The organism is Variovorax sp. CCNWLW235 (genome assembly GCF_037204085.1).
Taxonomy (GTDB): Bacteria; Pseudomonadota; Gammaproteobacteria; order Burkholderiales; family Burkholderiaceae_C; genus Variovorax.
Map to the genome: position 1 here is coordinate 228,840 of NZ_JBBCBW010000006.1, position 21,851 is coordinate 250,690.

Genomic DNA, 21,851 nt, shown 5'->3' on the forward strand with positions numbered 1-21,851 from the left:
ATCATGAGCCTGCGTCCCACCCTCGACTTCCTGCTCTACGACTGGCTCGACGCGGAATCGCTGAGCCAGCGCGAGCGCTTTTCAGACCATTCGCGCGAAACCTTTGACGCGGTGCTCGACACCTGCGAGCGCATTGCACGCGAAAAGTACGCCCCGGCCAATCGCATCGTCGACACGCAGGAGCCGCATTTCGACGGCGAGAAGGTCGTGCTGCCGCAAGCCACGCACGATGCGCACAAAGCCTTCGTCGAATCCGGAATGATGAGCGCGGCGCAGGACTACGACATCGGCGGCATGCAGCTGCCCTACACGCTGCAGGCCGCGGCCAACAGCTTCTTCGCGATGGCGTCGGTGAGCATCGGCTCCAACATGCTGACGAGCGGCAACGCCAACCTGCTGATGGTGCACGGCACCGAGATGCAGAAAGAGGTGTTCGCCAAGAACGAATTTTCGGGCCGCTGGGCGGGCACCATGTGCCTGTCGGAGCCGCAGGCCGGCTCTTCGCTGAGCGACGTGACCACGCGCGCTGTGCCCGACGGCGACGACTACCAGAACGATCCGCTCGGGCCACGCTTTCGGCTCACGGGCAACAAGATGTGGATCTCGGCCGGCGACCACGAGTTGACGGAGAACATCGTGCATATCGTGCTTGCCAAGATTCCGGATGCCAACGGCAAGCTGGTGCCGGGCACGCGCGGCATCTCGCTGTTCATCGTGCCCAAGCGCATGGTGAACACGAATGGCGAGTTGACCGGCGAGCGCAACGATGTTGCACTGGCAGGCCTCAACCACAAGCTCGGCTGGCGTGGCACCACCAACACGCTGCTGAACTTCGGCGAGGGCAAGTACCCCGTGGGCGGCAAGGCGGGCGCGGTGGGTTACCTGGTCGGCGAGCCCGGCAAGGGCCTGCACTGCATGTTCCACATGATGAACGAGGCGCGCATCGGCGTCGGCACCGCGGCCACCATGCTCGGCATGGCCGGCTACTACGCGTCGCTCGAGTATGCGAAGACCCGGCCGCAGGGCCGGCTCGTGAAAAAGGCCGAGCAACCCGGCACCGCAGTCGCAAAAGATTCGGCCAGCCCGCAGGTCCGCATCATCGAGCACGCCGACGTGCGCCGCATGCTGCTCGCACAGAAGGCGTACTGCGAAGGCGCGCTGGCGCTGGAGCTGTATTGCGCCCGGCTGGTCGACGAGCAGAAAACCGGCGGCACGCAGGCGTCCGACGATGCGCGCCTGTTGCTCGAGGTGCTCACGCCCATTGCCAAGAGCTGGCCCAGCGAATGGTGCCTCGAAGCCAACTCGCTCGCCATTCAGGTTCACGGCGGCTACGGCTATACGCGCGATTTTCCGGTAGAGCAATACTGGCGCGACAACCGCCTGAACATGATCCACGAGGGCACGCACGGCATCCAGGCGGCCGACCTGCTGGGCCGCAAGGTGCTGATGGAAAAGGGCCGGGGCCTGCAGCTGCTGGCCGGCCGCATCACCGACACCATCAACCGCGCAGCCGAGGTGCCGGCGCTTGCGGCGCACGCCCGCACATTGAAGGTGGCCCTGCAGCGCATAGCCCGCGCGACCGAAGCCGCGTGGTCCACCGGCGACCCGGCCGATGCGCTGGCCAATGCGGTGCCATACATGCAGGCGTTCGGCCACACCGTGCTGGCCTGGATCTGGCTGGACGTGGCGCAGCGGGCACTCGAAATCGACGCGCAAAAGGCGAGGGCGGTAACAGCTGGCAAGATTGGAGCCACGGACTATTTCTTCCACTACGAGCTGCCGAAAATCGGCGCCTGGCTCAACGTGGTCGAAAGCCGCGATCCCACCTGTACAGCATTGCCAGAGGAAGCCTTTTGAAGATGGCCAACGCCGCCCCCAACAACAACACCCCCAACCCCGCCAAGCCACCCAAGCCGCACGCCCGGCTCGAAAAGTGGATCTGGATCCTGATCTACGGCGGCCTGTTTCTCGTGATCCTTGGCATTGCCACCGGCCGCACCGAACCGGCGCTCGGCTGGTCGATGGCCGTGCCCGGCGCGGTGGTCGCGCTTGTGGGCGTCGTGCTCATCTATGTGCGCTCGCGCCTGGGCGACAAGTAGCACGCATCTCTTCTGAACATCCTGAATATCGGAGACACCCAATGACCCCTCGCACCACCAAGCAGCTGTTCGACCTTACCGGCAAGACCGCCCTCATTACCGGCGGCTCGCGCGGCCTTGGCCTGCAAATGGCGCATGCGCTGGGCGAGGCGGGCGCGAAGATCATGCTCAGCTCCCGCAAGGCCGAAGACCTGGAGCAGGCCGCGGCCGAGCTGCAATCCGCCGGCATCGACGCGCGCTGGATCGCGGCCGATTGCTCGAAGGAAGAAGACACGCGCCGCCTGGCCGACGAAACGCTGCAGCGCATGGGCGCGATCGACATACTCGTGAACAACGCGGGTGCCAGCTGGGGCGCGCCGGCCGAGAGCCATCCGGTCGAGGCGTGGGACAAGGTGATGAACCTCAACGTGCGCGGCTATTTCATCCTGTCGCAGCATGTCGCCAACGGCTACATGATTCCCAAGAAGACGGGCCGCATCATCAACATTGCATCCATCGCAGGCCTGAACGGCAACCCGCCCGAAATGCAGACGCTGGCCTACAACACCTCGAAGACGGCGGTGATCGGCTTCACGCGCACGCTAGCCGCCGAATGGGGCAAGTACAACATCAACGTAAACGCCATTTGCCCCGGCTTCTTCATGACGAAGATGGCCGCCGGACTGATCAAGTCGCTCGGCGAGGAAAAGATGGCGTCGCATGCGCCGCTCGGCCGCCTGGGCGACGAAGAAGACCTGAAGGGCCTGACGCTGCTGTACGCAAGCGATGCCGGCAAGCACATCACGGGGCAGTGGCTCGCAGTGGATGGCGGTGTCAGCGTGGTGCTTGGTGCGTAAGCTTGGTACGTAATGACTGAAGATTCCACCGACATCAACATCCGCTCGTACACGAGCCAGATTCCGTTCGCGCGCCACCTGGGCTTCGAGCTCACCAAGTTCGAGGGCGGCGAGTCCGAGATCGTCTACACCGCCAAGCCCGAGCACCTGAACACCTTCGACGTGACTCACGGCGGCGCCTGCATGACGCTGCTCGACATCACCATGGCGGCTGCAGCGCGCAGCGTGGCGCCTGAAACCGGCGTGGTCACCATCGAGATGAAGACCAGCTTCATGCAGCCTTCGGTCGGCCCGCTGCACGCGCGAGGCACGCTCATTCATCGCACCGCGACGCTGGCCTTTACCGAAGCCAAGATCTACGACGAGCAGGAGCGCGTGTGCGCCCATGCCACCGGCACCTTCAAGTACGTGAAGCGCCGCTTGCCCACCGGGCCCGCCAGCGCGAACGCGATGCGGCCACCTTCGACCGACTGACCGACCACCGAACGAATCTCCAGGAGCCATACATGCCCACCAACAAACAGATCCACCTCGACAACCGCCCCGATGGCGAAGCCGTTGCCAGCAACTTCAAGCTCGTGGCCGCCGAAACGCCCGCGCTGGCCGAGAACCAGGTGCTGGTGCGCCACCACTACATGAGCCTGGACCCGTACATGCGCGGCCGCATGAACGACTCCAAGAGCTATGCGCAGCCGCAGCCGCTCGGCCAGGTGATGCAGGGCGGCACCGCCGGTGAAGTGGTGGAAAGCAAGCATCCCAGGTTCGCCCCCGGCGACAAGGTGGTGGGCTTTGGCGGCTGGCAGGAATACAGCGTGGTCGATGCATCGCAGCCCGGCGCGCTGAAGAAGGTCGACACCACGCACGTGCCGCTGTCGCACTACCTCGGCGCGGTCGGCATGCCGGGCGTCACGGCCTGGTATGGGTTGGTGAAGATCATTGCCCCGAAGGCCGGCGAGACGATGGTCGTTACCGCCGCCAGCGGCGCGGTGGGCAGCGCGTTCGGCGCGCTGGCCAAGGCGCGCGGCTGCCGGGTGGTCGGCATTGCGGGCGGCCCTGACAAGTGCAAGTACGTGACCGAAGAGCTGGGCTTCGACGCCTGCATCGACTACCGCCAGCACCCCGATGTGAAGAGCATGAGCGCCGCGCTCAAGGAAGCCTGCCCGAACGGCATCGACGGCTACTTCGAGAACGTGGGCGGCTATATCTTCGACGCCGTGCTGCTGCGCGCGAATGCCTTCTCTCGCGTTGCGCTGTGCGGAATGATCGCGGGCTACGACGGCCAGCCGCTGCCGCTCGCCAACCCGGCGCTGATCCTCATCAACCGCATGAAGATCGAAGGCTTCATCGTCAGCGAGCACATGGAAGTGTGGCCCGAGGCGCTGACTGAGCTCGGCACGCTGGTCGCCACGGGCAAGCTCAAGCCGCGTGAGTCGGTGGCGCAAGGCATCGAATCCGCCCCTGAGGCCTTCCTGGGTTTGCTCAAGGGCAAGAATTTCGGCAAGCAGTTGGTCAAGCTGATCTAGGCTGCCGGGGGCCACGCCAGCGGCCCGGCAATCCGGTGCCGCGGTTTTTCTGGAACTGACTTTTCGGAGGTTCTGTATGAAGAATGCTGGAACGCACGAGGTGTTCAACCAGCCCGCGCCGCTGGTGGACTACAACCTCTTCGAAACCAACAGGCCCCTGCGCGATGCGTTGCAGTTCAACGCGCCGGCGCTTCAGCTGGCGCAGCTGCATGAACTGGGCGCCGCCGTCGGCTCCGCCGACATGCAGACGCATGCGCGCCTGGCCAACACCCACACGCCCGAGCTGCACACGCACGATCGCTTTGGCCGGCGCATCGACGAGGTGGAGTTTCACCCCAGCTACCACGCGCTGATGAAGGCCGCAGTGGGCGCGGGCCTGCACGGCACACCCTGGACCGGCACTTCCGCCTCGCCGCACGTGCAGCGGGCGGCGGGCTTCATGCTCTTCACCGAGCTGGAATCGTCGGTTCTTTGCCCCATCTCGATGACCTACGCCGCGACGCCCGCACTGCGCAGCAATGCGGCGGTGTATGCCGACTGGGGGCCCAAGCTCGGCAGCCTTTGGTACGACCCGGCGCTCAAGTCGTTCAAGGACAAGCCCGGCGTGACCATGGGCATGGGCATGACCGAGAAGCAGGGCGGCTCGGACGTGCGGGCCAACACCACAAGCGCGGTGCGCGAGGGCAGCGACGCCTGGGGCGAGCGCTACGCGATCACCGGCCACAAATGGTTCTTCTCGGCGCCGATGTGCGATGCCTTCCTGGTGCTGGCGCAGGCGCCCGCCGGGCTGAGCTGCTTCTTCTTGCCTCGCGTGTTGCCGGAATGGATGGGGAATGGCGCCCGCAACGCCATTCACATCCAGCGCCTGAAGGACAAGCTCGGCAACAAGGCCAATGCGAGCTCGGAGGTCGAGTTCCTTGGCGCAAGTGCCTGGCTCGTCGGCGAAGAAGGCCGCGGCATTCCGCAGATTCTCGAGATGGGCACGATGACGCGGCTCGACTGCGCATTGGGCACCAGCGGCCTCATGCGCCAGGCGCTGAGCCTGGCCATCAACCACACCGTGCAGCGCAACGCCTTCGGCAAGCCGCTCGTCGAGCAGCCGCTCATGAAGAATGTGCTGGCAGATCTGGCGCTCGAAAGCGAAGCCTCTACCGCGCTTGCCATCCGCCTCGCCCGCGCGTTCGACCGGCAGGACGACGAACATGAACGGCTGATGGCGCGCCTGCTCACGCCGGTCGCCAAGTTCTGGATCTGCAAGCGCGGCAGCCACTTTGCGCAAGAGACCATGGAATGCCTGGGCGGCAACGGCTATGTGGAGGAGGGCGGCGAAGGCACCATGGCCCGCATCTACCGCGAGATGCCGCTCAACTCCATCTGGGAAGGCGCGGGCAACATCATGGCGCTCGACCTCCTGCGCGGCCTGCGCAAGGGCGACGCCGTGGCCGCGCTCGCCAAAGAGCTGGCGCCGGCACGCGGCCAGCACGCCGCACTCGACCGGTTGGCCGACGCGCTGCCTGCACGCATCGAGGCGATGGCCTCCGAAACCGAGGCGCGCCGTCTGGCACAGGACGTGGCCCTGGCGGTGCAAGCTGCGTTGCTTGCGCAGACCGCGCCGCCCGCGGTTGTAGGCGCGTTTTGCGCATCGCGCCTGGGCGGCGATTGGGGCAACGCATTCGGCACGCTGGGTGCGGCCACCGATTTCGATTCGATCATCGAGCGCGCCAGCCCGCGCTGATCGCATTTCCCCGAACAATTCAAAGAAAGAACACAAGGACCCCGATGGCCGAACTCATCCTGCACCACTACAACACCTCGCCGTTTTCCGAGAAGGTGCGGCTCATCCTCGGCGCCAAGAAGCTGCCGTGGAAGTCCGTTCTCATTCCGGCCATCATGCCCAAGCCCGAGGTGGGGGTGCTCACCGGCGGCTACCGCAAGACACCTTTCCTGCAGATCGGCGCGGACATCTATTGCGACAGCGCGCTCATTGCCGATGTGCTGGAGCATCTCCAGCCCGAAGCCACGCTCTACCCGGAACCAGAAAAGGGCATGTCGCGCATCCTCTCGCAGTGGGCCGACACCACGCTGTTCTGGGCTGCGATGGCCTGGAACCTGCAGCCCCGCGGCGTGGCCGAGGTGTTTGCCAAGGCGCCGCCTGAAGCTGCCAAGGCCTTCGGCGAAGACCGCGCGAAGATGAGCACGGGCAACATGACGCGGCTGCGCCCCGCCGACGCGACGAGTGCGTACAAGTCTTACCTGCGCCGCCTGTCCGACATGCTCGACGACAAGCCTTACCTGCTGGGCGAAGCGCCGTGCATTGCCGACTTTTCGGCGTACCACCCGCTTTGGTACACGCGCCGCATCGACTCGGTGCGGGGCATTCTCGACCTCACGCCCGCGGTGGTCGACTGGATGGACCGCATGGCCGCCATCGGCCACGGCGCGCCCGAAAAATCGAACCCGGACGAAGCCATTGCCGTCGCCAAGGCCGCAACGCCGCATACGCTGCTGACCGACAGCACCTTTCAGGACGACCATGGCATTCCGCTGGGAAGCGCCGTCACCGTCCGTGCGGAGAGCTTCGGCCTAGAGGAAACACCCGGTACGCTGGTGGCCGCCACGCGCACGCACTACACGCTGGAGCGCAGCCACGGGCGCGTGGGCACGGTGCACGTGCATTTTCCGCGCATCGGCTACGTGCTGAAGCAAGCCGAAGCCTGAAAGCTTGTTGCGCGGGGCACCTTCGTGACTGCGCCGCAGCGCTTTTCGTATTTCAATTGCCGCACCAACGTCAGTCAGAGACAAACTTTCAACGCAAGAAGGACACCGGCAAATGATTCAGGACTTCAAGGGCAAGACGGCCGTACTCACCGGCGCGGGTTCGGGCTTCGGGCTGGAGTGCGCACGCATCGGGGCCGCGCGCGGCATGAACCTGGTGCTGGTCGATGTGCAGCAGGACGCGCTCGACAAGGCCCAAGCCGAAATGGAAGCCGCCGGCGCGCAGGTGCTGGCCCGCAAGGTCGACGTGTCTGACGCGGCGCAGATGGAGGCACTGGCCCTTGCGGTGAAGGAGCGCTTCGGTGCGCCGCACTTCGTGTTCAACAATGCCGGCGTGGGCGCCGGCGGCCTGGTGTGGGAAAACACGGTGGCCGACTGGGAGTGGGTGCTGGGCGTCGACCTGTGGGGCGTGATTCACGGCGTGCGCCTGTTCACGCCGATGATGCTCGAAGCCGCCGCCAAGGACCCGGGCTACCGCGGCCACATCACCAACACGGCCAGCATGGCGGGCCTGCTCACGCCGCCCAACATGGGCATTTACAACGCGGCCAAGGCTGCGGTGGTGAGCCTGACCGAAACGCTTTACCAGGACCTGAACCTCGTGACCGTCCAGATCGGCGCGAGCCTGCTGTGCCCATACTTCGTGCCCACCGGCATCACGAGCAGCGAGCGCAATCGCCCGAATGCGCCGAAGGAAACCGAGCTCACCAAGAGCCAGCTGATCGGCCAGGCCATGAGCAACAAGGCGGTGAGCAGCGGCAAGATCACGGCGGCCGAGGTGGCGGCGAAGGTGTTCGAGGCCATCAGCGACAACCAGTTCTACGTATTCAGCCATCCGAAGGCGCTGGGCAATGTGCGCAGCCGCATGGAGAACATCGTCGAGGTCAAGAATCCGGCGGATCCGTTTCTCGAGCGGCCCGAGATCGGGCAGAAGCTGCGGGAGCAGTTGCGGGCGGCTTGATCGTTTGCGGCTACAACCGGGGCATGAATCCTTCCACTTCTCCCTCGATCCTTCAACTCCAGGACCTGGGCTTCGCGTACCCGGACCAGCCCGCGCTGGCGTCAGGGTGGTCCGTGGCCATCGGGGAGGGCGTCACGCTGCTGTATGGCGACACCGGCACCGGAAAGTCCACCTTGCTTCGCGTGATGGCCGGCGCGCTGGCTGCGACCGGGCGGCTGACGGCAGTGGGTGCGCGGCTCGACCTCGCACCCGATGCCTATCGCCGGAACGTCTTCTTCTGCGACCCAACGACGGAAGCCTTCGACCAGGTCACGGCCCACGCATGCACGGCAACGCTCAGCGAAGGTGATGCGGGTTTCGATGAGGCTTCATGGCAAACCCTCGTCGAAGGCTTCGCACTGACCCCGCATCTCGAGAAACCGATGTACATGCTCTCGACCGGCTCGAAGCGCAAGGTGTGGCTGGCGGCAGCACTGGCATCGGGACGTCCGCTGGTGCTGCTCGACGAGCCTACGGGTGCGCTCGATGCCCGATCGATTCATCACCTGTGGAATGCGCTGGCCCGCCGCGCCGCGCAGCCCGGCCGCGCCGTCGTGGTTGCGAGCAGCGAACGCGTCACTGCGGTGCCGCTTGCAGGCTGCATCGAGCTGCCGCTGCGCTGAAGCTTTCAGGCCGCCGGCGCTGAAGGAAGCTGCTTCTCCAGCAGCCGCAAGCCGAATGCCATGACCAGGAAGATCACGGCAACCACCACCGAGTTGAGCACCGCACGCCCGAACCCCAGGGCACCGACATCCATGAACGGATACGGATACCAGCTGACGAATGCACCGCGCGCGAAGGTGTAGACGATCCATGCCAGCGGCAGCAGTACCGAAAGACCGATGGTGCCGCCGTCGATGCGCGGCCGCGGGCCGACGAGCAACCAGCCGAGCACCGCGACGACCGGTGTCACGGTGTGCAGCAGAAAGTTGGCCAGCTGCCCGGACGGCGTCAACTCGCGCAGCCCGGTGAGCACGGTGTGGAAGACGATGCCCGTCACGGCAATGCTCAAGACGGCGGTCAGCCGCAGCGGACGGAACAGTCGGCCATCGTGCGCGGGACGAAAAGCGAGCAGGGCGCTTACACCGCCGATGAGGATGTTCGCGTCGATGGTGAAGTAGCTGAAGAGCCGCACGAAGCGCTCGAGATGCGTCGGGGCGGCTCCCGCGCCACCGGTGATTGCTGCGGCGAGTTCGAGGCCGATGCCCGCCAGCGCGGCGAGTGCGACAACGCCGTGAAGAAGGCGTGCCAGTGCGACGTTCATGTTCTTCATCTTGGGTGCCTTTCAGGTATGTGAGGCTGCATCAAGCAACTGCCGCGCGCTGCGACGCGATCCAGTCCCAGACGCCGCGAATCGCCGGTTCATTTTCGCGTCCCTGCGCCGTCGCGAGAAAGTAGCTTCCGGTGTCCAGCGCCGGCCCGAAGGGTTGCACCAGCGCGCCACTGCGTAGCTCTTCGGCCGCGAGGGTAAGGCTGAGCAGCGCCACGCCATGGCCTGCAAGGGCGGCAAGGATGGCGTGGGTTTCGTCCGAGAACGACAGGCCCGCGGCCTTCATCGATCGTCCGCGGGGCGGCGCAATGCCGGCCTCGCGAAACCATCTGGGCCAGGTTGCGGGCGCAGCCGCGCCGGGTTGCCAGTCGGCATGGATCAACTGGTGCTTCGGCAAATCGCTCACGCGCTTCAGGCCGAGCATCGGGCTGCACAGCGGTGCGTACTGTTCAGCCATCAACTCGCTCACAGTGAGACCGGGCCAGTTGCCGCTGCCCGAACGCACCGCGATGTCGGCATCGCCACGCGCCAGGTCCACGAGCGTATCGCTGGCGTGCAGCCGCAGCTCGATGCCGGGGCACGCCTTGCGGAAGCCGGCCATGCGCGGCAGCACCCAGCGGGCGGCGAAGGCGGTGTTGGTAGTAAGCGTGACGGCCTGCAGTGCGGCTGGCTGACGCAGCCTTTCGATTCCGGCTTCGAGCGCGTCGAAGCCCGCGTGCAAGTCGTCGAAAAGCCGCTGGCCCGCGGGTGTCAATGCCAGTTGCCGCGTGAGCCGGCGAAACAGCGGCCGGCCGAGCGTGTCTTCGAGCGCGCGCACCTGGTGGCTGATGGCCGATGGCGTCACGGAAAGCTCGTGCGCCGCCCGCTGAAAGCTCAGGTGCGCGGCAGCCGCTTCGAATGCGCGCAGCGAGAGCAGTGGCGGCAAGCGGCGCGGCCGGCGAACAGGTGAGCTGATTTCGTTCATCGATGGAGAAATGATCGTTTGTAGGAGTCTGGTCTCGTCTCTAGATTAGAGGCCCGTGCAGTCATTTTGAACGCACCAGACAGAACAGATCAACTCACTCATTGACGACCATGAACCTGCTCCATATCGACACCAGCGCCCGTCCCGGGCTTTCAGGCATCGACCCTCACGGCTCGCACACGCGCCGGCTTTCCGCGCGCTTTGTCGAGCGTTGGCGCCAGGCCCGCCCGGGCGACCGCATCGACTACCTCGACGTGGGCCAGCACCCGCCGGCACACGTCAACGGCCGCTGGATCCACGCGGCCTTCACTCCGCCCGCCGAGCGGGAGCCCTGGATGGCCGAGGCACTGGCCGAGAGCGACCGGCTCGTCGACCAGCTGATTGCCGCCGACGTGATCGTGGTGGGCTTGCCGATGTACAACTTCAGCGTGCCCGCGCAGTTCAAGGCCTACATCGACAACATCGTGCGTGTGGGCCGCACCTTTGGTTTCGACCGTGCGCGCGGCGCCGTGCCGTATTGGCCGATGCTCGCGGATGCGGGCAAGCGCATGGTGCTGCTCGGCGCGCGCGGTGACCACGGCTATGGGCCGGGTGGACGCATCGCGCACCTGAATCACACTGAAAGCTCGGTGCGTTCCGTGTTCGGCTACATCGGCATTACCGATGTGTACGAGGCGGCGGTGGAGTCCGACGAGTTCGGCGGCGAGGAACTCGCGCAATCGCTTCGCAAGGCCGAGCAGGAAGTCGACCGGCTGGTGGACCAACTTGGCGGAGCACTGGCGAACGAGCGCTCCGTCGACGCCGCGCTGGCCTAGGCGTTCATCTACCTCGGCCGGCTCATACCGCCACGGGGCTGCGCTCGGCGAACTGCCCGTTCCAGTACGGGTAGTAAGGGTAGGGCGGCGTCACGGCGCTGGCCGCATCGAGCCGCTTGATCTGCTCGGCGCTGAGCTGCCAGCCGAGTGCGCCCAAGTTCTGCTTGAACTGCTCTTCGTTGCGCGCACCGATCAGCACGCTCGACACAGTGGGCCGCTGCAGCAACCAGTTGAGCGCAATCTGCGGCACGGTCTTACCGGTTTCCTCGGCCACCTGGTCCATGGCATCGACCACGCGGTACAGGCGCTCGTCGTCCACGGGCGGTGCGAAGCCGGCGGTTTCGTGCAGGCGGCTGCCGGCGGGCAGCGGCTGGCCGCGCCGCACCTTGCCGGTGAGGCGGCCCCAGCCCAGTGGGCTCCACACGATGGCGCCCAGGCCTTGGTCGATGCCCAGCGGCATCAGCTCGAATTCGTAGTCGCGGCCGATCAGCGAGTAATAGGTCTGGTTGGCCACAAAGCGCTGCAGCCCGAGCCGGTCGGAGGCGGCAAGCGACTTCATCAGCTGCCAGCCCGAGAAGTTCGATGCGCCGATGAGCCGCACCTTGCCCGCGCGCACCAGGTCGTCGAGCGTGTCGAGCACCATTTCGACCGGCGTCATCGCATCGAAGGCGTGCAGCTGCAGGATGTCGATGTAGTCGGTGTCCAGGCGTTTGAGCGCAGCTTCCGTCGCGGCGATCAGGTGGTGGCGCGAGGCGCCGACATCGTTCGGCCCGTCGCCCGCTCTCAGCGAGAGCTTGGTCGAGATGATCGCCTTGTCGCGCCGGCCCTTGAGTGCGGCGCCGAGTATCGATTCCGATGCGCCGTTCGAATACACGTCGGCCGTGTCGAACAGCGTCACGCCGGCATCGAGCGCCAGGTCGACGATGCCGCGCGCGCCTTCGACGTCGGTGTTGCCCCAGGCGCTGAAAAGCGGGCCTTGTCCGCCGAAGGTGCCGGCGCCGAAGCCGAGCGCGGGGACCTTGAAGCCGGAGCGGCCGAGAAAGCGTTGTTCCATGATGGTGTCCTTGTTATGGTCGTTGAGTGGTTCAGGCTTGCGCCGAAGAGGCGCAGTCGGCCGGCGAGCCGTTGCTGCTTTCGCGCCGGTCGAGCGAACGGCTCCAGAGCGCAATCGCCAGGCCAACGAGCGTGAGCAGCGCCGCCACCCAGCCGAGCGCACGCAAGCCCGGGCCGTGGTCGATGACCACGCCACCCATCCATGCGCCGAGCGCATTGCCCAGGTTGAAGGCCGCGATGTTGAGGCTCGACGCCAGGTTCTGGCCCGCGCCCGAGGCCTTTTCGAGCACGCGCAGTTGCATGGGCGCCACCGTCGCGAAAGAAGCGATGCCGAGCAGGCCGACGAACACCACCGCGGTGAATGGCGTGCCGATGGTGAACTGCATCGCACCGAGCACCGCGGCCAGTGCCACCAGCGTGCCGATCACGGCAGGCATCGTTGCGCGGTCGGCCAGCTTGCCGCCCAGAATGTTGCCCACCGCAAGGCCGCCGCCGAACACTAGCAGGATCGGCGACACCGCCGATTCCGGCAGGCCGGTGACTTGCGTCAGCAATGGCTGGATGTAGGTGAACACCACGAACACGCCGGCAAAGCCGAGCACCGTCATCGCCAGCCCCAGCAGCACCTGGGGCCGTGCGAGCACCGCAAGCTCGTCGCGCAGCGGCGCCGGCTTGGCCTCGCCCTTGACGCGGGGCACAAAGATCGCGAGCACTGCAAACGCCAGCACGCCAATCAGCGTCACGGCCCAGAAGGTAGCGCGCCATCCGTACTGCAGGCCAAGCCATGCACCCGCCGGCACACCGAGCAGCGTGGCGGCCGTGAGACCAGTGAACATGATGGCAATGGCCGAGGCGCGGCGTTCCGGCGCCACGAGGCCCGTGGCCACCACCGAGCCCACGCCGAAGAAGGTGCCGTGCGCGAGCGAGGTGACCACGCGCGCAGCCATCAGCAGCTCGTAGTTGGGCGCCAGCGCGCAGGCCAGGTTGCCGAGCGTGAAGATCGCCATCAACGCCAGCAGCACGGTCTTGCGCGGCAGCTTGCGGGTGGCAATGGTGAGCATGGGCGCGCCGACCGCAACGCCGAGCGCATAGCCCGAAATCAGCAACCCGGCAGCGGTAATGGAGACATGGAGATCCGCTGAGACCTGCATGAGCAGGCCCATGATGACGAATTCGGTGGTGCCTATTCCGAAGGCACCGGCGGTAAGGGCGAGTAGAGCAATTGGCATGATGGCTCTACTGTGCGGGTTATCCCGATGGATGACTAGAATGCCGCCTGTACATAGACTTGTGAATTGAAGTCACAGTAATCGGAAGCCAAGGAACTACCATGCCGCGTATCGACGTGAATCGCTCCGGTGAAATGGAAGCCTTCGTGCAGGTGGTCGAGTCCGGCGGCTTTTCCGCCGCGGCGCGCCTGCTCGACATGACGCCTTCTGCCGTGAGCAAGCTGGTCGCGCGGCTCGAATTGCGCCTGGGTATTCAGCTGGTGCACCGCTCCACGCGCAAACTGCAACTGACACCCGAAGGCCTGCATTTCTATGAGCGCAGCACGCGCGTGCTGGCCGACATGGACGAGGCCGAGCGCTGCGCCGCAGCGGGCGCCGCGCCGCGGGGGCGGGTGAGCATCAACGCGAGCGTGTCTTTCGGGCACCACAAGCTGGTGCCGCTGGTGCCCAGACTGCTCGAGCTGCATCCGCAAATCACGCTGGACATTGCGCTGACCGACCGCATCGTCGATCTGATGGACGAGCGCGCGGACATCGCAATCCGCTGGGGGCAGTTGCCGCCTTCCGACCTGGTAGCGCGCCGCCTCGGCGAAACCAGCCAGGCGATCGTGGCCTCACCCGACTATCTTGCAAAGTACGGCACGCCGCACACGCCGCAGGAACTGGAAGCGCACAACAGATTGGGCTGGAGCTACCGGCGCAATACGCCGGATTGGCCGTTGCGCGTCGATGGGCGAATGATCTCGTTGCCCGTGGCAGGCCCGGTGCGCGCGGGCGACGGCGAAACCTTGCGGCAACTGGCGATTGCCGGTGCCGGCGTGGCGCGGCTGTCGCTGTATCACATCCAGCACGACATCGATGCGGGCCGGCTAGTGCCTCTGCTGCACGAATTCAACCCCGGCGAGGTGGAGCCGATCCACGCCGTGTACATCGGCAAAGCCGGCACCTTGCCTGCGCGGGTGCGCGCGGTGCTCGACTTTCTGGTGGCGTGCTCGGGCGTGGGGGGAGGGCGCTACACGGTCAAGCGAACCGAGCCGATGCCCGCAAATTCGGCCGTTACCTGATCGCCGCGGCGGCAGGGCAAGATGCCGACCCACGACCCTGTGGTAACCACGGTTCCGGCCGGTGCAGTTTGGCCGTGGCGCGTGATGTGGCGCAGCCAGATGGGCAGCAGCCATGCGGGGTCGGCCAGCGGATGGGTGCCTTCGCGCACCACGGTTTCCGAATTGCCGACTTTGGTTTCGCAGCGCTGCGAAGCCCAGTCGACGGCCGCATAAGGTTGCCATTCGCCGAGCACCAGGGCGCCGTGTACTTGCGAGTCGGCAAGGCGAAGCAATGGAGGTGTAGCGGCCAGGTCTTGCCAGCGCGAATCGACGATTTCGACCGAGACTGCCATGGCGTCGATCAGCGACGCGGCGTCTTGGTGGTCGAGCTTCGCGGCCATGGCGGGTGTCACGTCTTGTCCGAGGCGCAGGGCAATTTCAGCCTCGATGCCGGGCGAGTGAAAGGCCAGGTCGCTGAAGTCCGCCGGGCTCTTGCGCACGCCGTGTGGAGGCAGCGGCGCATGGGTGAGAGTTACGTTTCTGGAGGCACCGCCGGATTTCCAGTGGGCGGGGACGGTGCCACTCTGGAACCAGCCTAGCGCGGAAGCGATTGCGTCCTGCACTTCGTAGGCTTGGGCTGCGTCTTGCAGCGCATCGGTCCAGGGGGCGACATCGAGGGTGGTGTTGCTGGGGCGGGCTGCAACGAGCGCATCGGTCAGGGCTGTCATTTGTGAGGTCATCTTGTGATTTTGTCAGTTGCGTCCTGGGCGAGTGCAAAGGCCACCGGGTACTCCCCTCCGCGAATGTCCCCCGGCCTTCGGCCTCCTCCTTTATTTCGCTGCGCGGAGCACCCGATGCCCTGTGCACTGGGACACGCTGCTGGTGTGCCGTGATCAACGACTGCTCTGTGCAACGCACCCGTCGATGGGGTGCCTTGCGCAGCGAAATAAAGGAGGAGGGGCGCAGCCCCGGGGGACATTCGCGGAGAAAGGTACCCCGTCGGCGGGTGCGCGCCCTGAATCCCCGAACCCCTGAGCCCCTGAGCAAGGTAGCAAGTCAAGTATCGACATGCACCTTGCCATCCTTCACCACCTTGGCCCACTTGGCGATTTCGGTGGCGATGAACTGCTTGAATTTGTCCTGCGAGCCGCCACCGTCCTCCGCGCCATAGGTGTCGAGCTTTTCCTGCACGTCGGGCATCGCGAGCACCGCGTTGACATCGCGGTTGACCTTGTCGGCCACGGGCTGCGGCAGCTTGCCCGGGCCTGCCAGGCCGTACCAGGTGGTGGCCTCGAAGCCCGCGAAGCCTTGCTCCTGCATGGTGGGAACGTTGGGGTGGCCCTTGGCGCGTTTGGCCCGGGTCTGCGCCACGGCCAGCACGCGGCCGCTTTTTACATGCGGCGTGGCTGCGGTCATGGTTTCGAAGCTGTATTGAATCTGGCCGCCCATGAGGTCGGCCAGGAGCGGGCCGCTGCCTTTGTAGGGCACATGCAGCGCATCCACCTTGGCCTGCAGCTTGAACATCTCGAGCGCAAGGTGCTGTGCAGAACCGGCGCCCGCGGAGCCGAAGCTCACCGTGCCGGGCGAGGCCTTGCAAGCGGACACGATGTCGTTCACCGTGAGCGCCTTTTGCGCCGGGCTGGCAATCAGCAGGTTGGGCGTGACACCCACGAGCACGATCGGGACGAAGTCGCGTTCCACGCTGTAGCGCAGCTTGGGCTGCAGGCTGGGCGCGAGCGCGTGGCTGTTGATGTGAGCCATGAGCAGTGTGCTGCCGTCGCTGGGCTGCTGCGAGACGTATTCGGCCGCCAGCACGCCCGCCACGCCGCCCTTGTTCTCGACGATGACCTGCTGGTTCCACATGGTCGTGAGTTTTTGCGCCACCACGCGCGCAAGCGCATCGGTGCCCCCTCCCGGCGGAAACCCCACCACGATGCGCACCGGCCCGCTGGGCCACTCCTGCGCAAAGAGCCGGGGCACGCCCAGCGTGGCGGCCGCGGCACCCGCGGCTTGAATCAGCGAACGTCTCTGCATCATCTTTGTCTCCAGTGTGTGGTGGGTCTGATGCGCGCCGGTGTCGTTTGCGACTACGCGGCTTTTTGCAAGCTGGCAGGCGCTGCCGCGTGGCTGGCGAAATGGTCCATTGCCGCGTGCACGCCGCTGCCCGCCAGCTTGATGCCCGCGAGCTTCATGCCCATTTCGACGCCCGCCACCATGGCAACCAGCGTCAGGTCGTTGCTGTCGCCCAGGTGGCCCATGCGGAACATGCGGCCCTTGAGCTTGCCGAGGCCGGTGCCCAGCGAAAGATCGAAGCGCTGGTGAATCAGGCGGCGCAGCGCGTCGGCATCGACGCCTTCGGGCGTGATCACGCCGGTGAGCACGGGCGAATACACGGCCGGGTCGGCGCACTGGATCGGCAGGCCCCAGGCGTTGACCGCCGCGCGCACGCCGGCAGCCCAGCGCCGGTGGCGCGCAAACACGTTGTCCAGCCCTTCGCCGAGCAGCATGTCGAGCGACTCCGAGAGGCCGTAGAGCAGGTTGGTGTTGGGCGTGTAGGGCCAGTAGCCGTCCTTGTTCATCTCCACGATCTCGTCCCAGGCCCAGAAGGCGCGCGGCAGCTTCGCGCTTTTCGATGCTTCGAGCGCACGCGGCGAAAGCGCGTTGAAGCTGATGCCCGGCGGCAGCATCAAGCCCTTTTGCGAGCCGCTGATGGTGACGTCCACGCCCCATTCGTCGTGCCGGAAATCGGCACTTGCGAGGCCCGAGATGCTGTCGACCATCAGCAGCGCGGGGTGTCCCGCCGCATCGATGGCCTTGCGCACCGAGGCAATGTCGGATGTGACGCCGGTCGAGGTTTCGTTGTGCACCACGCACACGGCCTTGATCTTCTTTTCAGTGTCCTTGCGCAGGCGCGCCTCGATGAGGTCGGCCTGCACGCCGCGGCGCCAGCTGGGTGCGGCGGGCAGTTGTTCGTCCTTGCCCGTCCACGCGAGGAACTCGGTCGATAGGCCGAGCCGCGTGGCCATTTTTTGCCACAGCGATGCGAAGTGCCCGGTTTCGTACATCAGCACGTGGTCGCCAGGGCTCAGCGTGTTGGCCAACGCGGCCTCCCATGCGCCAGTGCCGGAAGCAGGGTAGATGGCAACCGGATGCCTGGTCTTGAAGATCTGCTTGATGCCGCCGAGCACCTTGACACCGAGCGTGCCGAACTCGGGCCCGCGATGGTCGATGGTCGGCAGGCTCATGGCCCGCAGGATGCGGTCGGGCACCGGGCTGGGGCCGGGAATCTGGAGGAAGTGGCGGCCGGTGGGATGGATGTCGAGTTGCAGCATGGACTGTCCTTTCGCTTTCAGTTTTGCATTCAAAACCGAATAAAGCATGCTGGTTTACCCTTAACAAGACGGATTGCAGCTGTGGTTTTTTGCATTCAAAATGCATTCAAGGGAAACAGACATGACTGCAGACATCATCGAAATCTCGCGCCTCGCATTGCACGACCAGGTGGCTTCGCGCCTGCGCACGATGCTGGTCGAAGGGCATATCGCGCCGGGCGCCAAGCTGAATGAACGCGAGCTGTGCCTTCAGCTGCGCGTGTCGCGCACGCCGCTGCGCGAGGCCATCAAGCTGTTGGCGGCCGAAGGGCTGGTCGACCTGCTGCCCAACCGCGGCGCGGTGGCAGTGAAGCTCACCGAGGCCGACGTGCTCAACACCTTCGAGGTGCTGGCCATGCTCGAAGGCATGTCTGGCGAGCTGGCGGCCAAGCGCATCACCGACGAAGAGCTGGCCGAGGTGCGCGCGCTGCACTACGAAATGATGGCCTGCTTCGCGCGGCGCGATCTCTCGGGCTACTACCGCCTCAACGCGCGCATTCACACCGCCATCAACGAGGCCGCGGGCAACCCGGTGCTGGCCAGCACCTACCGCTCCATCAACGCTCGCGTGCAGTCGCTGCGCTTTCGCACCAACCAGAACGACGCCAAGTGGAAGCACGCCGTCGAAGAGCATGAGCAGATGGTCAACGCGCTGGCCACGCGCGACGCACCGGCGATGCGCAAGGTGATGGTCGCGCACCTCATGCGCAAGCGCGACACGGTGCTGGAGCTGATGCGCGCCGGCGAAATCTACCCACAGACCCACAAAGCGAGCTGACCCCACACCATGCGCGTCGATCCCGCCAGCCACATCCAGCCCGCCGGAACCGTTCTTCCGCCCAACGAAACCTGCGATGCGCTCGCACGCCGGCTGCGCGCTGAAACGCAGGGCGAGGTGCTGTTCGACGACGGTTCGCGCGGGCGCTACGCCACCGACGCGTCGATCTACCAGATCACGCCGGTCGGCGCGTTCGTGCCGACCAATGAGCAAGACATTGCCACCGCCATCGACATTGCGCGCGACCTGAAGGTGCCTGTGCTCGCGCGCGGCGGCGGCACCAGCCAGTGCGGCCAGACCACGGGCGCCGCACTGGTGATCGACAACAGCAAGCATTTCCGCCGTGTGCTCGACGTGAATGTGGAAGAGGGCACCGCCACCGTCGAGCCGGGCCTGGTGCTCGACCACCTGAACGCGCATCTCAAGCCGCACGGCCTCTGGTACCCGGTGGACGTGTCGACCAGCGCGCAGGCCACGCTGGGCGGCATGGCGGGCAACAACTCCTGCGGCTCGCGCTCCATTGCCTACGGCAACATGGTGCACAACGTGCTCGGCGCGAGCGCCTGGCTTTCGAGCGGCGAGCTGGTCGAATTCGGCCCGCAGGCCACGCTGGCCCCCCGCGCTGCCGGGATTGCGCAGTTCGTGCATGGGCTGGCTGTCGAGCACCGCGAGCAGATCCACGCCCACTGGCCCAAGGTGCTGCGCCGCGTGGCCGGCTACAACCTGGACATCTTCGACAACCAGAGCGAGCGGCCCTACACGGCCGACGGCAGCGTGAACCTTGCGCACCTGCTGATCGGCGCGGAAGGCACGCTGGCCTACACCAAGAGCCTCAAGCTCAAGCTCGCGCCGCTGCCGCGCGCCAAGGTGCTGGGTATCGTGAACTTTCCGACCTTCCATGCGGCCATGGATGCGGCGCAGCACATCGTGAAGCTCGGCCCCACTGCGGTGGAACTGGTCGACCGCACGATGATCGAGCTGAGCCTTGCCAACCCGGCCTTCAAGCCCACGGTGGAAACGGCGCTCATCGGCAAGCCGGCGGCCATCTTGCTGGTGGAGTTTGCGGGTGCCGACAAGGCCGCGCTGCTGCCGCGGCTCAAGCAACTGGTCGAGCTCATGGGCGACCTGGGGCTGCCCGGCAGCGTGGTCGAAATGCCCGACGACGCGCGCCAGAAGAACCTGTGGGAGGTGCGCAAGGCCGGCCTCAACATCATGATGAGCCTGAAGGGCGACGGCAAACCGGTGAGCTTCATCGAAGACTGCGCCGTGCCGCTCGAGCACCTGGCCGAATACACCGATGCCCTGACCGAAGTGTTTGCCCGGTACGGCAGCCGCGGTACCTGGTACGCGCATGCCTCGGTCGGCACGCTGCACGTGCGGCCGATTCTGGACATGCGCGCAGACGGCGGCGCCAAGATGCGTGCCATTGCCGAAGAAGCCGCCGCGCTGGTGCGCAAGTACAAGGGTGCCTTCAGCGGCGAGCATGGCGACGGCCTGTGCCGCGGCGAATGGATCGAATGGCAGTTCGGCCCCGCCATCAACGAGGCGTTTCGCGCCATCAAGCAGAAGCTCGATCCGGCCAACCTGTTCAACCCCGGCAAGATCATCGACACGCCGCGCATGGACGACGGCGCGCTGTTCCGCTTTGCGCCGCCCACGGCGCCCAAGCCCTACCGGCGCATCGAACTCAAGCCCGTGCTCGACTGGTCGGCCTGGAACGTCAACGCCGATCCGGTGACCGAGCAGACCACCGCACCCGGCACCGGCGGCGACAGCACCGGCGGCTTGGCCAAGGCCGCCGAAATGTGCAACAACAACGGCCACTGCAGAAAGTTCGACGCCGGCACCATGTGCCCGAGCTACCGCGTGACGCGCGACGAGCAGCACCTCACACGCGGCCGCGCCAACACGCTGCGGCTCGCGCTCTCGGGCCAGCTCGGACCCGACGCCTTCACCAGCGAAGAGATGCACGAGACCATGGACCTGTGCGTCGGCTGCAAGGGCTGCAAGCGCGACTGCCCGACCGGCGTGGACATGGCGAAGATGAAGATCGAGTTTCTCGATCACTACAAGAAGCGCCACGGCCACACGCTGAAGGACAAGATCGTGGCCTACATGCCCGACTACGCGCGCACGGCCAGCCGCATGCCGTGGCTCATGAACCTGCGCAACACCTTGCCCGGGGCGGCCTGGCTGGGCGAAAAACTGCTGGGCTTTTCCGCTCGCCGGTCGCTGCCCGAATGGCGCTCCGACACCTTCTGGCGCGCCAAGGCCGACCTGCACGGCACGTTCGCCAGCCGCGAGGCCGTGCTGTCGGTACAGGCGAACGGCGGCAAGGCCGCGGTGCTTTTCGTCGATACCTTCAACGGCACCTTCGAAAGTGAGAACGCGCTGGCTGCAGCGCGCGTGCTCAAGGCCGCGGGCTACACGCTGCACACGGTCGAAAAAAGCGGCGGGCACCACTGCTGCGGCCGCACCTTCCTGGCGAGCGGCATGGTGGCTGAAGCAAAACGCCGTGCCGAGGCACTGATCGACGCGCTCAAGCCGCTGGCCGAGGCGGGCATTCCTATCGTCGGGCTCGAGCCGTCATGCCTGCTGACGCTGCGCGACGAAACCCTGGTGATGGGCTTTGGCAAGAAGGCTGAAACCGTGGCCAGGCAAGCCCTGCTGTTCGAAGAGTTCATTGCACGCGAGCTGAAGGCCGGCCGCTTCGCGCTTGCGCTCACGCCCGCGACGGCGCCGATCCTGCTGCACGGCCATTGCCACCAGAAGGCCTTCGGCGCGGTCAGCCCGGTGCTGGAGGTGCTGCGGCTCATTCCCGGCGCCGAGCCCGAGCTGATCGAAAGCTCCTGCTGCGGCATGGCGGGCAGCTTTGGCTACGAGGCGCGCCATATCGACGTGTCAATGCAGATGGCCGAGGCCAGCCTGTTGCCGGCGATCCGCGCGAAGCCGGGAGCCATTGTGGTGGCCGACGGCACCAGCTGCCGCCACCAGATCGGCGACGGCGCGCAGCGCGAAGCCGTGCACGTGGCCGTGCTGCTGGAGCGGCACCTCGCACCGCCAGCCCCGGTCGGTTGAACGGCCTTCGCGGGTGG

General features: G+C 66.0%; 20 protein-coding genes. 13 read left to right on the forward strand and 7 right to left on the reverse strand.

The genetic code is table 11. The annotated features are described in order from the left end of the window. Window positions 1-3: 3 nt before the first annotated feature. The 9 genes from V9L21_RS09975 to V9L21_RS10015 all read left to right on the forward strand — a co-directional run bounded on the left by V9L21_RS09975 (window position 4) and on the right by V9L21_RS10015 (window position 8,856). Window positions 4-1,857, forward strand: a complete 1,854-nt coding sequence (locus tag V9L21_RS09975) for an acyl-CoA dehydrogenase (protein ID WP_337311392.1) — start codon at window positions 4-6, stop codon at window positions 1,855-1,857. 2 nt (window positions 1,858-1,859) lie between these two features. Next, window positions 1,860-2,099 (forward strand): hypothetical protein, encoded by a 240-nt coding sequence (locus V9L21_RS09980; RefSeq protein ID WP_258506106.1) that lies wholly within the window; start codon window positions 1,860-1,862, stop codon window positions 2,097-2,099. A gap of 41 nt (window positions 2,100-2,140) precedes the next feature. Further along, window positions 2,141-2,935, forward strand: a complete 795-nt coding sequence (locus V9L21_RS09985; RefSeq protein WP_309957095.1) for an SDR family oxidoreductase — start codon at window positions 2,141-2,143, stop codon at window positions 2,933-2,935. 12 nt (window positions 2,936-2,947) lie between these two features. After that, window positions 2,948-3,409 carry a PaaI family thioesterase gene (locus V9L21_RS09990; RefSeq protein ID WP_258506108.1) on the forward strand — a complete coding sequence of 154 codons (462 nt, stop codon included), beginning with the start codon at window positions 2,948-2,950 and terminating at the stop codon, window positions 3,407-3,409. Window positions 3,410-3,441: 32 nt separating this feature from the next. Continuing rightward, entirely contained in the window at window positions 3,442-4,458 is a 1,017-nt protein-coding gene (locus V9L21_RS09995; protein ID WP_337311393.1) for an NADP-dependent oxidoreductase, read from the forward strand. 76 nt (window positions 4,459-4,534) lie between these two features. Beyond that, a complete protein-coding gene (locus V9L21_RS10000) occupies window positions 4,535-6,193 on the forward strand; it encodes an isovaleryl-CoA dehydrogenase (protein WP_337311395.1) in 1,659 nt (552 codons plus the stop codon). Window positions 6,194-6,237: 44 nt separating this feature from the next. Further along, window positions 6,238-7,176, forward strand: coding sequence for a glutathione S-transferase family protein (locus V9L21_RS10005; protein ID WP_337311398.1), 939 nt, complete (start codon window positions 6,238-6,240; stop codon window positions 7,174-7,176). Window positions 7,177-7,288: 112 nt separating this feature from the next. Then, a complete protein-coding gene (locus V9L21_RS10010; RefSeq protein WP_337311400.1) occupies window positions 7,289-8,194 on the forward strand; it encodes an SDR family oxidoreductase in 906 nt (301 codons plus the stop codon). 23 nt (window positions 8,195-8,217) lie between these two features. After that, window positions 8,218-8,856 (forward strand): ABC transporter ATP-binding protein, encoded by a 639-nt coding sequence (locus V9L21_RS10015; protein WP_337311402.1) that lies wholly within the window; start codon window positions 8,218-8,220, stop codon window positions 8,854-8,856. Window positions 8,857-8,861: 5 nt separating this feature from the next. Here V9L21_RS10015 and V9L21_RS10020 read toward each other — a convergent pair whose 3' ends face one another. Both V9L21_RS10020 and V9L21_RS10025 read right to left on the reverse strand, forming a co-directional pair. Further along, the gene (locus V9L21_RS10020; RefSeq protein WP_337311404.1) at window positions 8,862-9,506 is read right to left on the reverse strand and encodes a Pr6Pr family membrane protein; all 645 of its coding nucleotides are present in this window, start codon (window positions 9,504-9,506) and stop codon (window positions 8,862-8,864) included. A 31-nt stretch (window positions 9,507-9,537) separates the two neighbouring features. Continuing rightward, a complete protein-coding gene (locus V9L21_RS10025; protein ID WP_337311406.1) occupies window positions 9,538-10,467 on the reverse strand; it encodes a LysR substrate-binding domain-containing protein in 930 nt (309 codons plus the stop codon). A 110-nt stretch (window positions 10,468-10,577) separates the two neighbouring features. On the opposite strand from V9L21_RS10025, the gene V9L21_RS10030 reads away from it, so the two are divergent. After that, window positions 10,578-11,282, forward strand: coding sequence for an FMN-dependent NADH-azoreductase (locus V9L21_RS10030; protein WP_443304585.1), 705 nt, complete (start codon window positions 10,578-10,580; stop codon window positions 11,280-11,282). 22 nt (window positions 11,283-11,304) lie between these two features. Here V9L21_RS10030 and V9L21_RS10035 read toward each other — a convergent pair whose 3' ends face one another. After that, window positions 11,305-12,336: an aldo/keto reductase gene (locus tag V9L21_RS10035; RefSeq protein ID WP_337311410.1), complete on the reverse strand. Its 1,032-nt coding sequence runs from the start codon at window positions 12,334-12,336 to the stop codon at window positions 11,305-11,307. 31 nt (window positions 12,337-12,367) lie between these two features. Beyond that, window positions 12,368-13,564 carry an MFS transporter gene (locus tag V9L21_RS10040; RefSeq protein WP_337311412.1) on the reverse strand — a complete coding sequence of 399 codons (1,197 nt, stop codon included), beginning with the start codon at window positions 13,562-13,564 and terminating at the stop codon, window positions 12,368-12,370. A 101-nt stretch (window positions 13,565-13,665) separates the two neighbouring features. On the opposite strand from V9L21_RS10040, the gene V9L21_RS10045 reads away from it, so the two are divergent. Continuing rightward, a complete protein-coding gene (locus V9L21_RS10045) occupies window positions 13,666-14,628 on the forward strand; it encodes a LysR substrate-binding domain-containing protein (protein ID WP_337311414.1) in 963 nt (320 codons plus the stop codon). On the opposite strand, the gene V9L21_RS10050 is transcribed toward V9L21_RS10045, so the two are convergent. The 3 genes from V9L21_RS10050 to V9L21_RS10060 form a co-directional block, all read right to left on the reverse strand. Beyond that, window positions 14,577-15,347: a 2-keto-4-pentenoate hydratase gene (locus tag V9L21_RS10050; RefSeq protein WP_337311416.1), complete on the reverse strand. Its 771-nt coding sequence runs from the start codon at window positions 15,345-15,347 to the stop codon at window positions 14,577-14,579. The genes V9L21_RS10045 and V9L21_RS10050 overlap by 52 nt on opposite strands. Window positions 15,348-15,663: 316 nt before the next feature. Continuing rightward, window positions 15,664-16,641, reverse strand: a complete 978-nt coding sequence (locus V9L21_RS10055) for a Bug family tripartite tricarboxylate transporter substrate binding protein (protein ID WP_337311478.1) — start codon at window positions 16,639-16,641, stop codon at window positions 15,664-15,666. Between the two features lie 53 nt (window positions 16,642-16,694). Beyond that, complete coding sequence (locus V9L21_RS10060) at window positions 16,695-17,939, reverse strand: pyridoxal-phosphate-dependent aminotransferase family protein (protein WP_337311418.1); 1,245 nt, start codon at window positions 17,937-17,939, stop codon at window positions 16,695-16,697. Between the two features lie 121 nt (window positions 17,940-18,060). Here V9L21_RS10060 and V9L21_RS10065 point away from each other — a divergent pair, with 121 nt between their 5' ends. Then, a complete protein-coding gene (locus V9L21_RS10065; RefSeq protein ID WP_157613807.1) occupies window positions 18,061-18,756 on the forward strand; it encodes a GntR family transcriptional regulator in 696 nt (231 codons plus the stop codon). Window positions 18,757-18,765: 9 nt separating this feature from the next. Then, window positions 18,766-21,834 (forward strand): FAD-binding and (Fe-S)-binding domain-containing protein, encoded by a 3,069-nt coding sequence (locus V9L21_RS10070; protein ID WP_337311420.1) that lies wholly within the window; start codon window positions 18,766-18,768, stop codon window positions 21,832-21,834. Window positions 21,835-21,851 lie beyond the last annotated feature (17 nt).

Coding starts and splice junctions, on each gene's coding strand:
- V9L21_RS09975 (WP_337311392.1), top strand. CDS start 4: ATGAGCCTGCGTCCCACCCTCGACTTCCTGCTCTACGACTGGCTCGAC.
- V9L21_RS09980 (WP_258506106.1), top strand. CDS start 1,860: ATGGCCAACGCCGCCCCCAACAACAACACCCCCAACCCCGCCAAGCCA.
- V9L21_RS09985 (WP_309957095.1), top strand. CDS start 2,141: ATGACCCCTCGCACCACCAAGCAGCTGTTCGACCTTACCGGCAAGACC.
- V9L21_RS09990 (WP_258506108.1), top strand. CDS start 2,948: ATGACTGAAGATTCCACCGACATCAACATCCGCTCGTACACGAGCCAG.
- V9L21_RS09995 (WP_337311393.1), top strand. CDS start 3,442: ATGCCCACCAACAAACAGATCCACCTCGACAACCGCCCCGATGGCGAA.
- V9L21_RS10000 (WP_337311395.1), top strand. CDS start 4,535: ATGAAGAATGCTGGAACGCACGAGGTGTTCAACCAGCCCGCGCCGCTG.
- V9L21_RS10005 (WP_337311398.1), top strand. CDS start 6,238: ATGGCCGAACTCATCCTGCACCACTACAACACCTCGCCGTTTTCCGAG.
- V9L21_RS10010 (WP_337311400.1), top strand. CDS start 7,289: ATGATTCAGGACTTCAAGGGCAAGACGGCCGTACTCACCGGCGCGGGT.
- V9L21_RS10015 (WP_337311402.1), top strand. CDS start 8,218: ATGAATCCTTCCACTTCTCCCTCGATCCTTCAACTCCAGGACCTGGGC.
- V9L21_RS10020 (WP_337311404.1), bottom strand. CDS start 9,506: ATGAAGAACATGAACGTCGCACTGGCACGCCTTCTTCACGGCGTTGTC.
- V9L21_RS10025 (WP_337311406.1), bottom strand. CDS start 10,467: ATGAACGAAATCAGCTCACCTGTTCGCCGGCCGCGCCGCTTGCCGCCA.
- V9L21_RS10030 (WP_443304585.1), top strand. CDS start 10,578: ATGAACCTGCTCCATATCGACACCAGCGCCCGTCCCGGGCTTTCAGGC.
- V9L21_RS10035 (WP_337311410.1), bottom strand. CDS start 12,336: ATGGAACAACGCTTTCTCGGCCGCTCCGGCTTCAAGGTCCCCGCGCTC.
- V9L21_RS10040 (WP_337311412.1), bottom strand. CDS start 13,564: ATGCCAATTGCTCTACTCGCCCTTACCGCCGGTGCCTTCGGAATAGGC.
- V9L21_RS10045 (WP_337311414.1), top strand. CDS start 13,666: ATGCCGCGTATCGACGTGAATCGCTCCGGTGAAATGGAAGCCTTCGTG.
- V9L21_RS10050 (WP_337311416.1), bottom strand. CDS start 15,347: ATGACCTCACAAATGACAGCCCTGACCGATGCGCTCGTTGCAGCCCGC.
- V9L21_RS10055 (WP_337311478.1), bottom strand. CDS start 16,641: ATGCAGAGACGTTCGCTGATTCAAGCCGCGGGTGCCGCGGCCGCCACG.
- V9L21_RS10060 (WP_337311418.1), bottom strand. CDS start 17,939: ATGCTGCAACTCGACATCCATCCCACCGGCCGCCACTTCCTCCAGATT.
- V9L21_RS10065 (WP_157613807.1), top strand. CDS start 18,061: ATGACTGCAGACATCATCGAAATCTCGCGCCTCGCATTGCACGACCAG.
- V9L21_RS10070 (WP_337311420.1), top strand. CDS start 18,766: ATGCGCGTCGATCCCGCCAGCCACATCCAGCCCGCCGGAACCGTTCTT.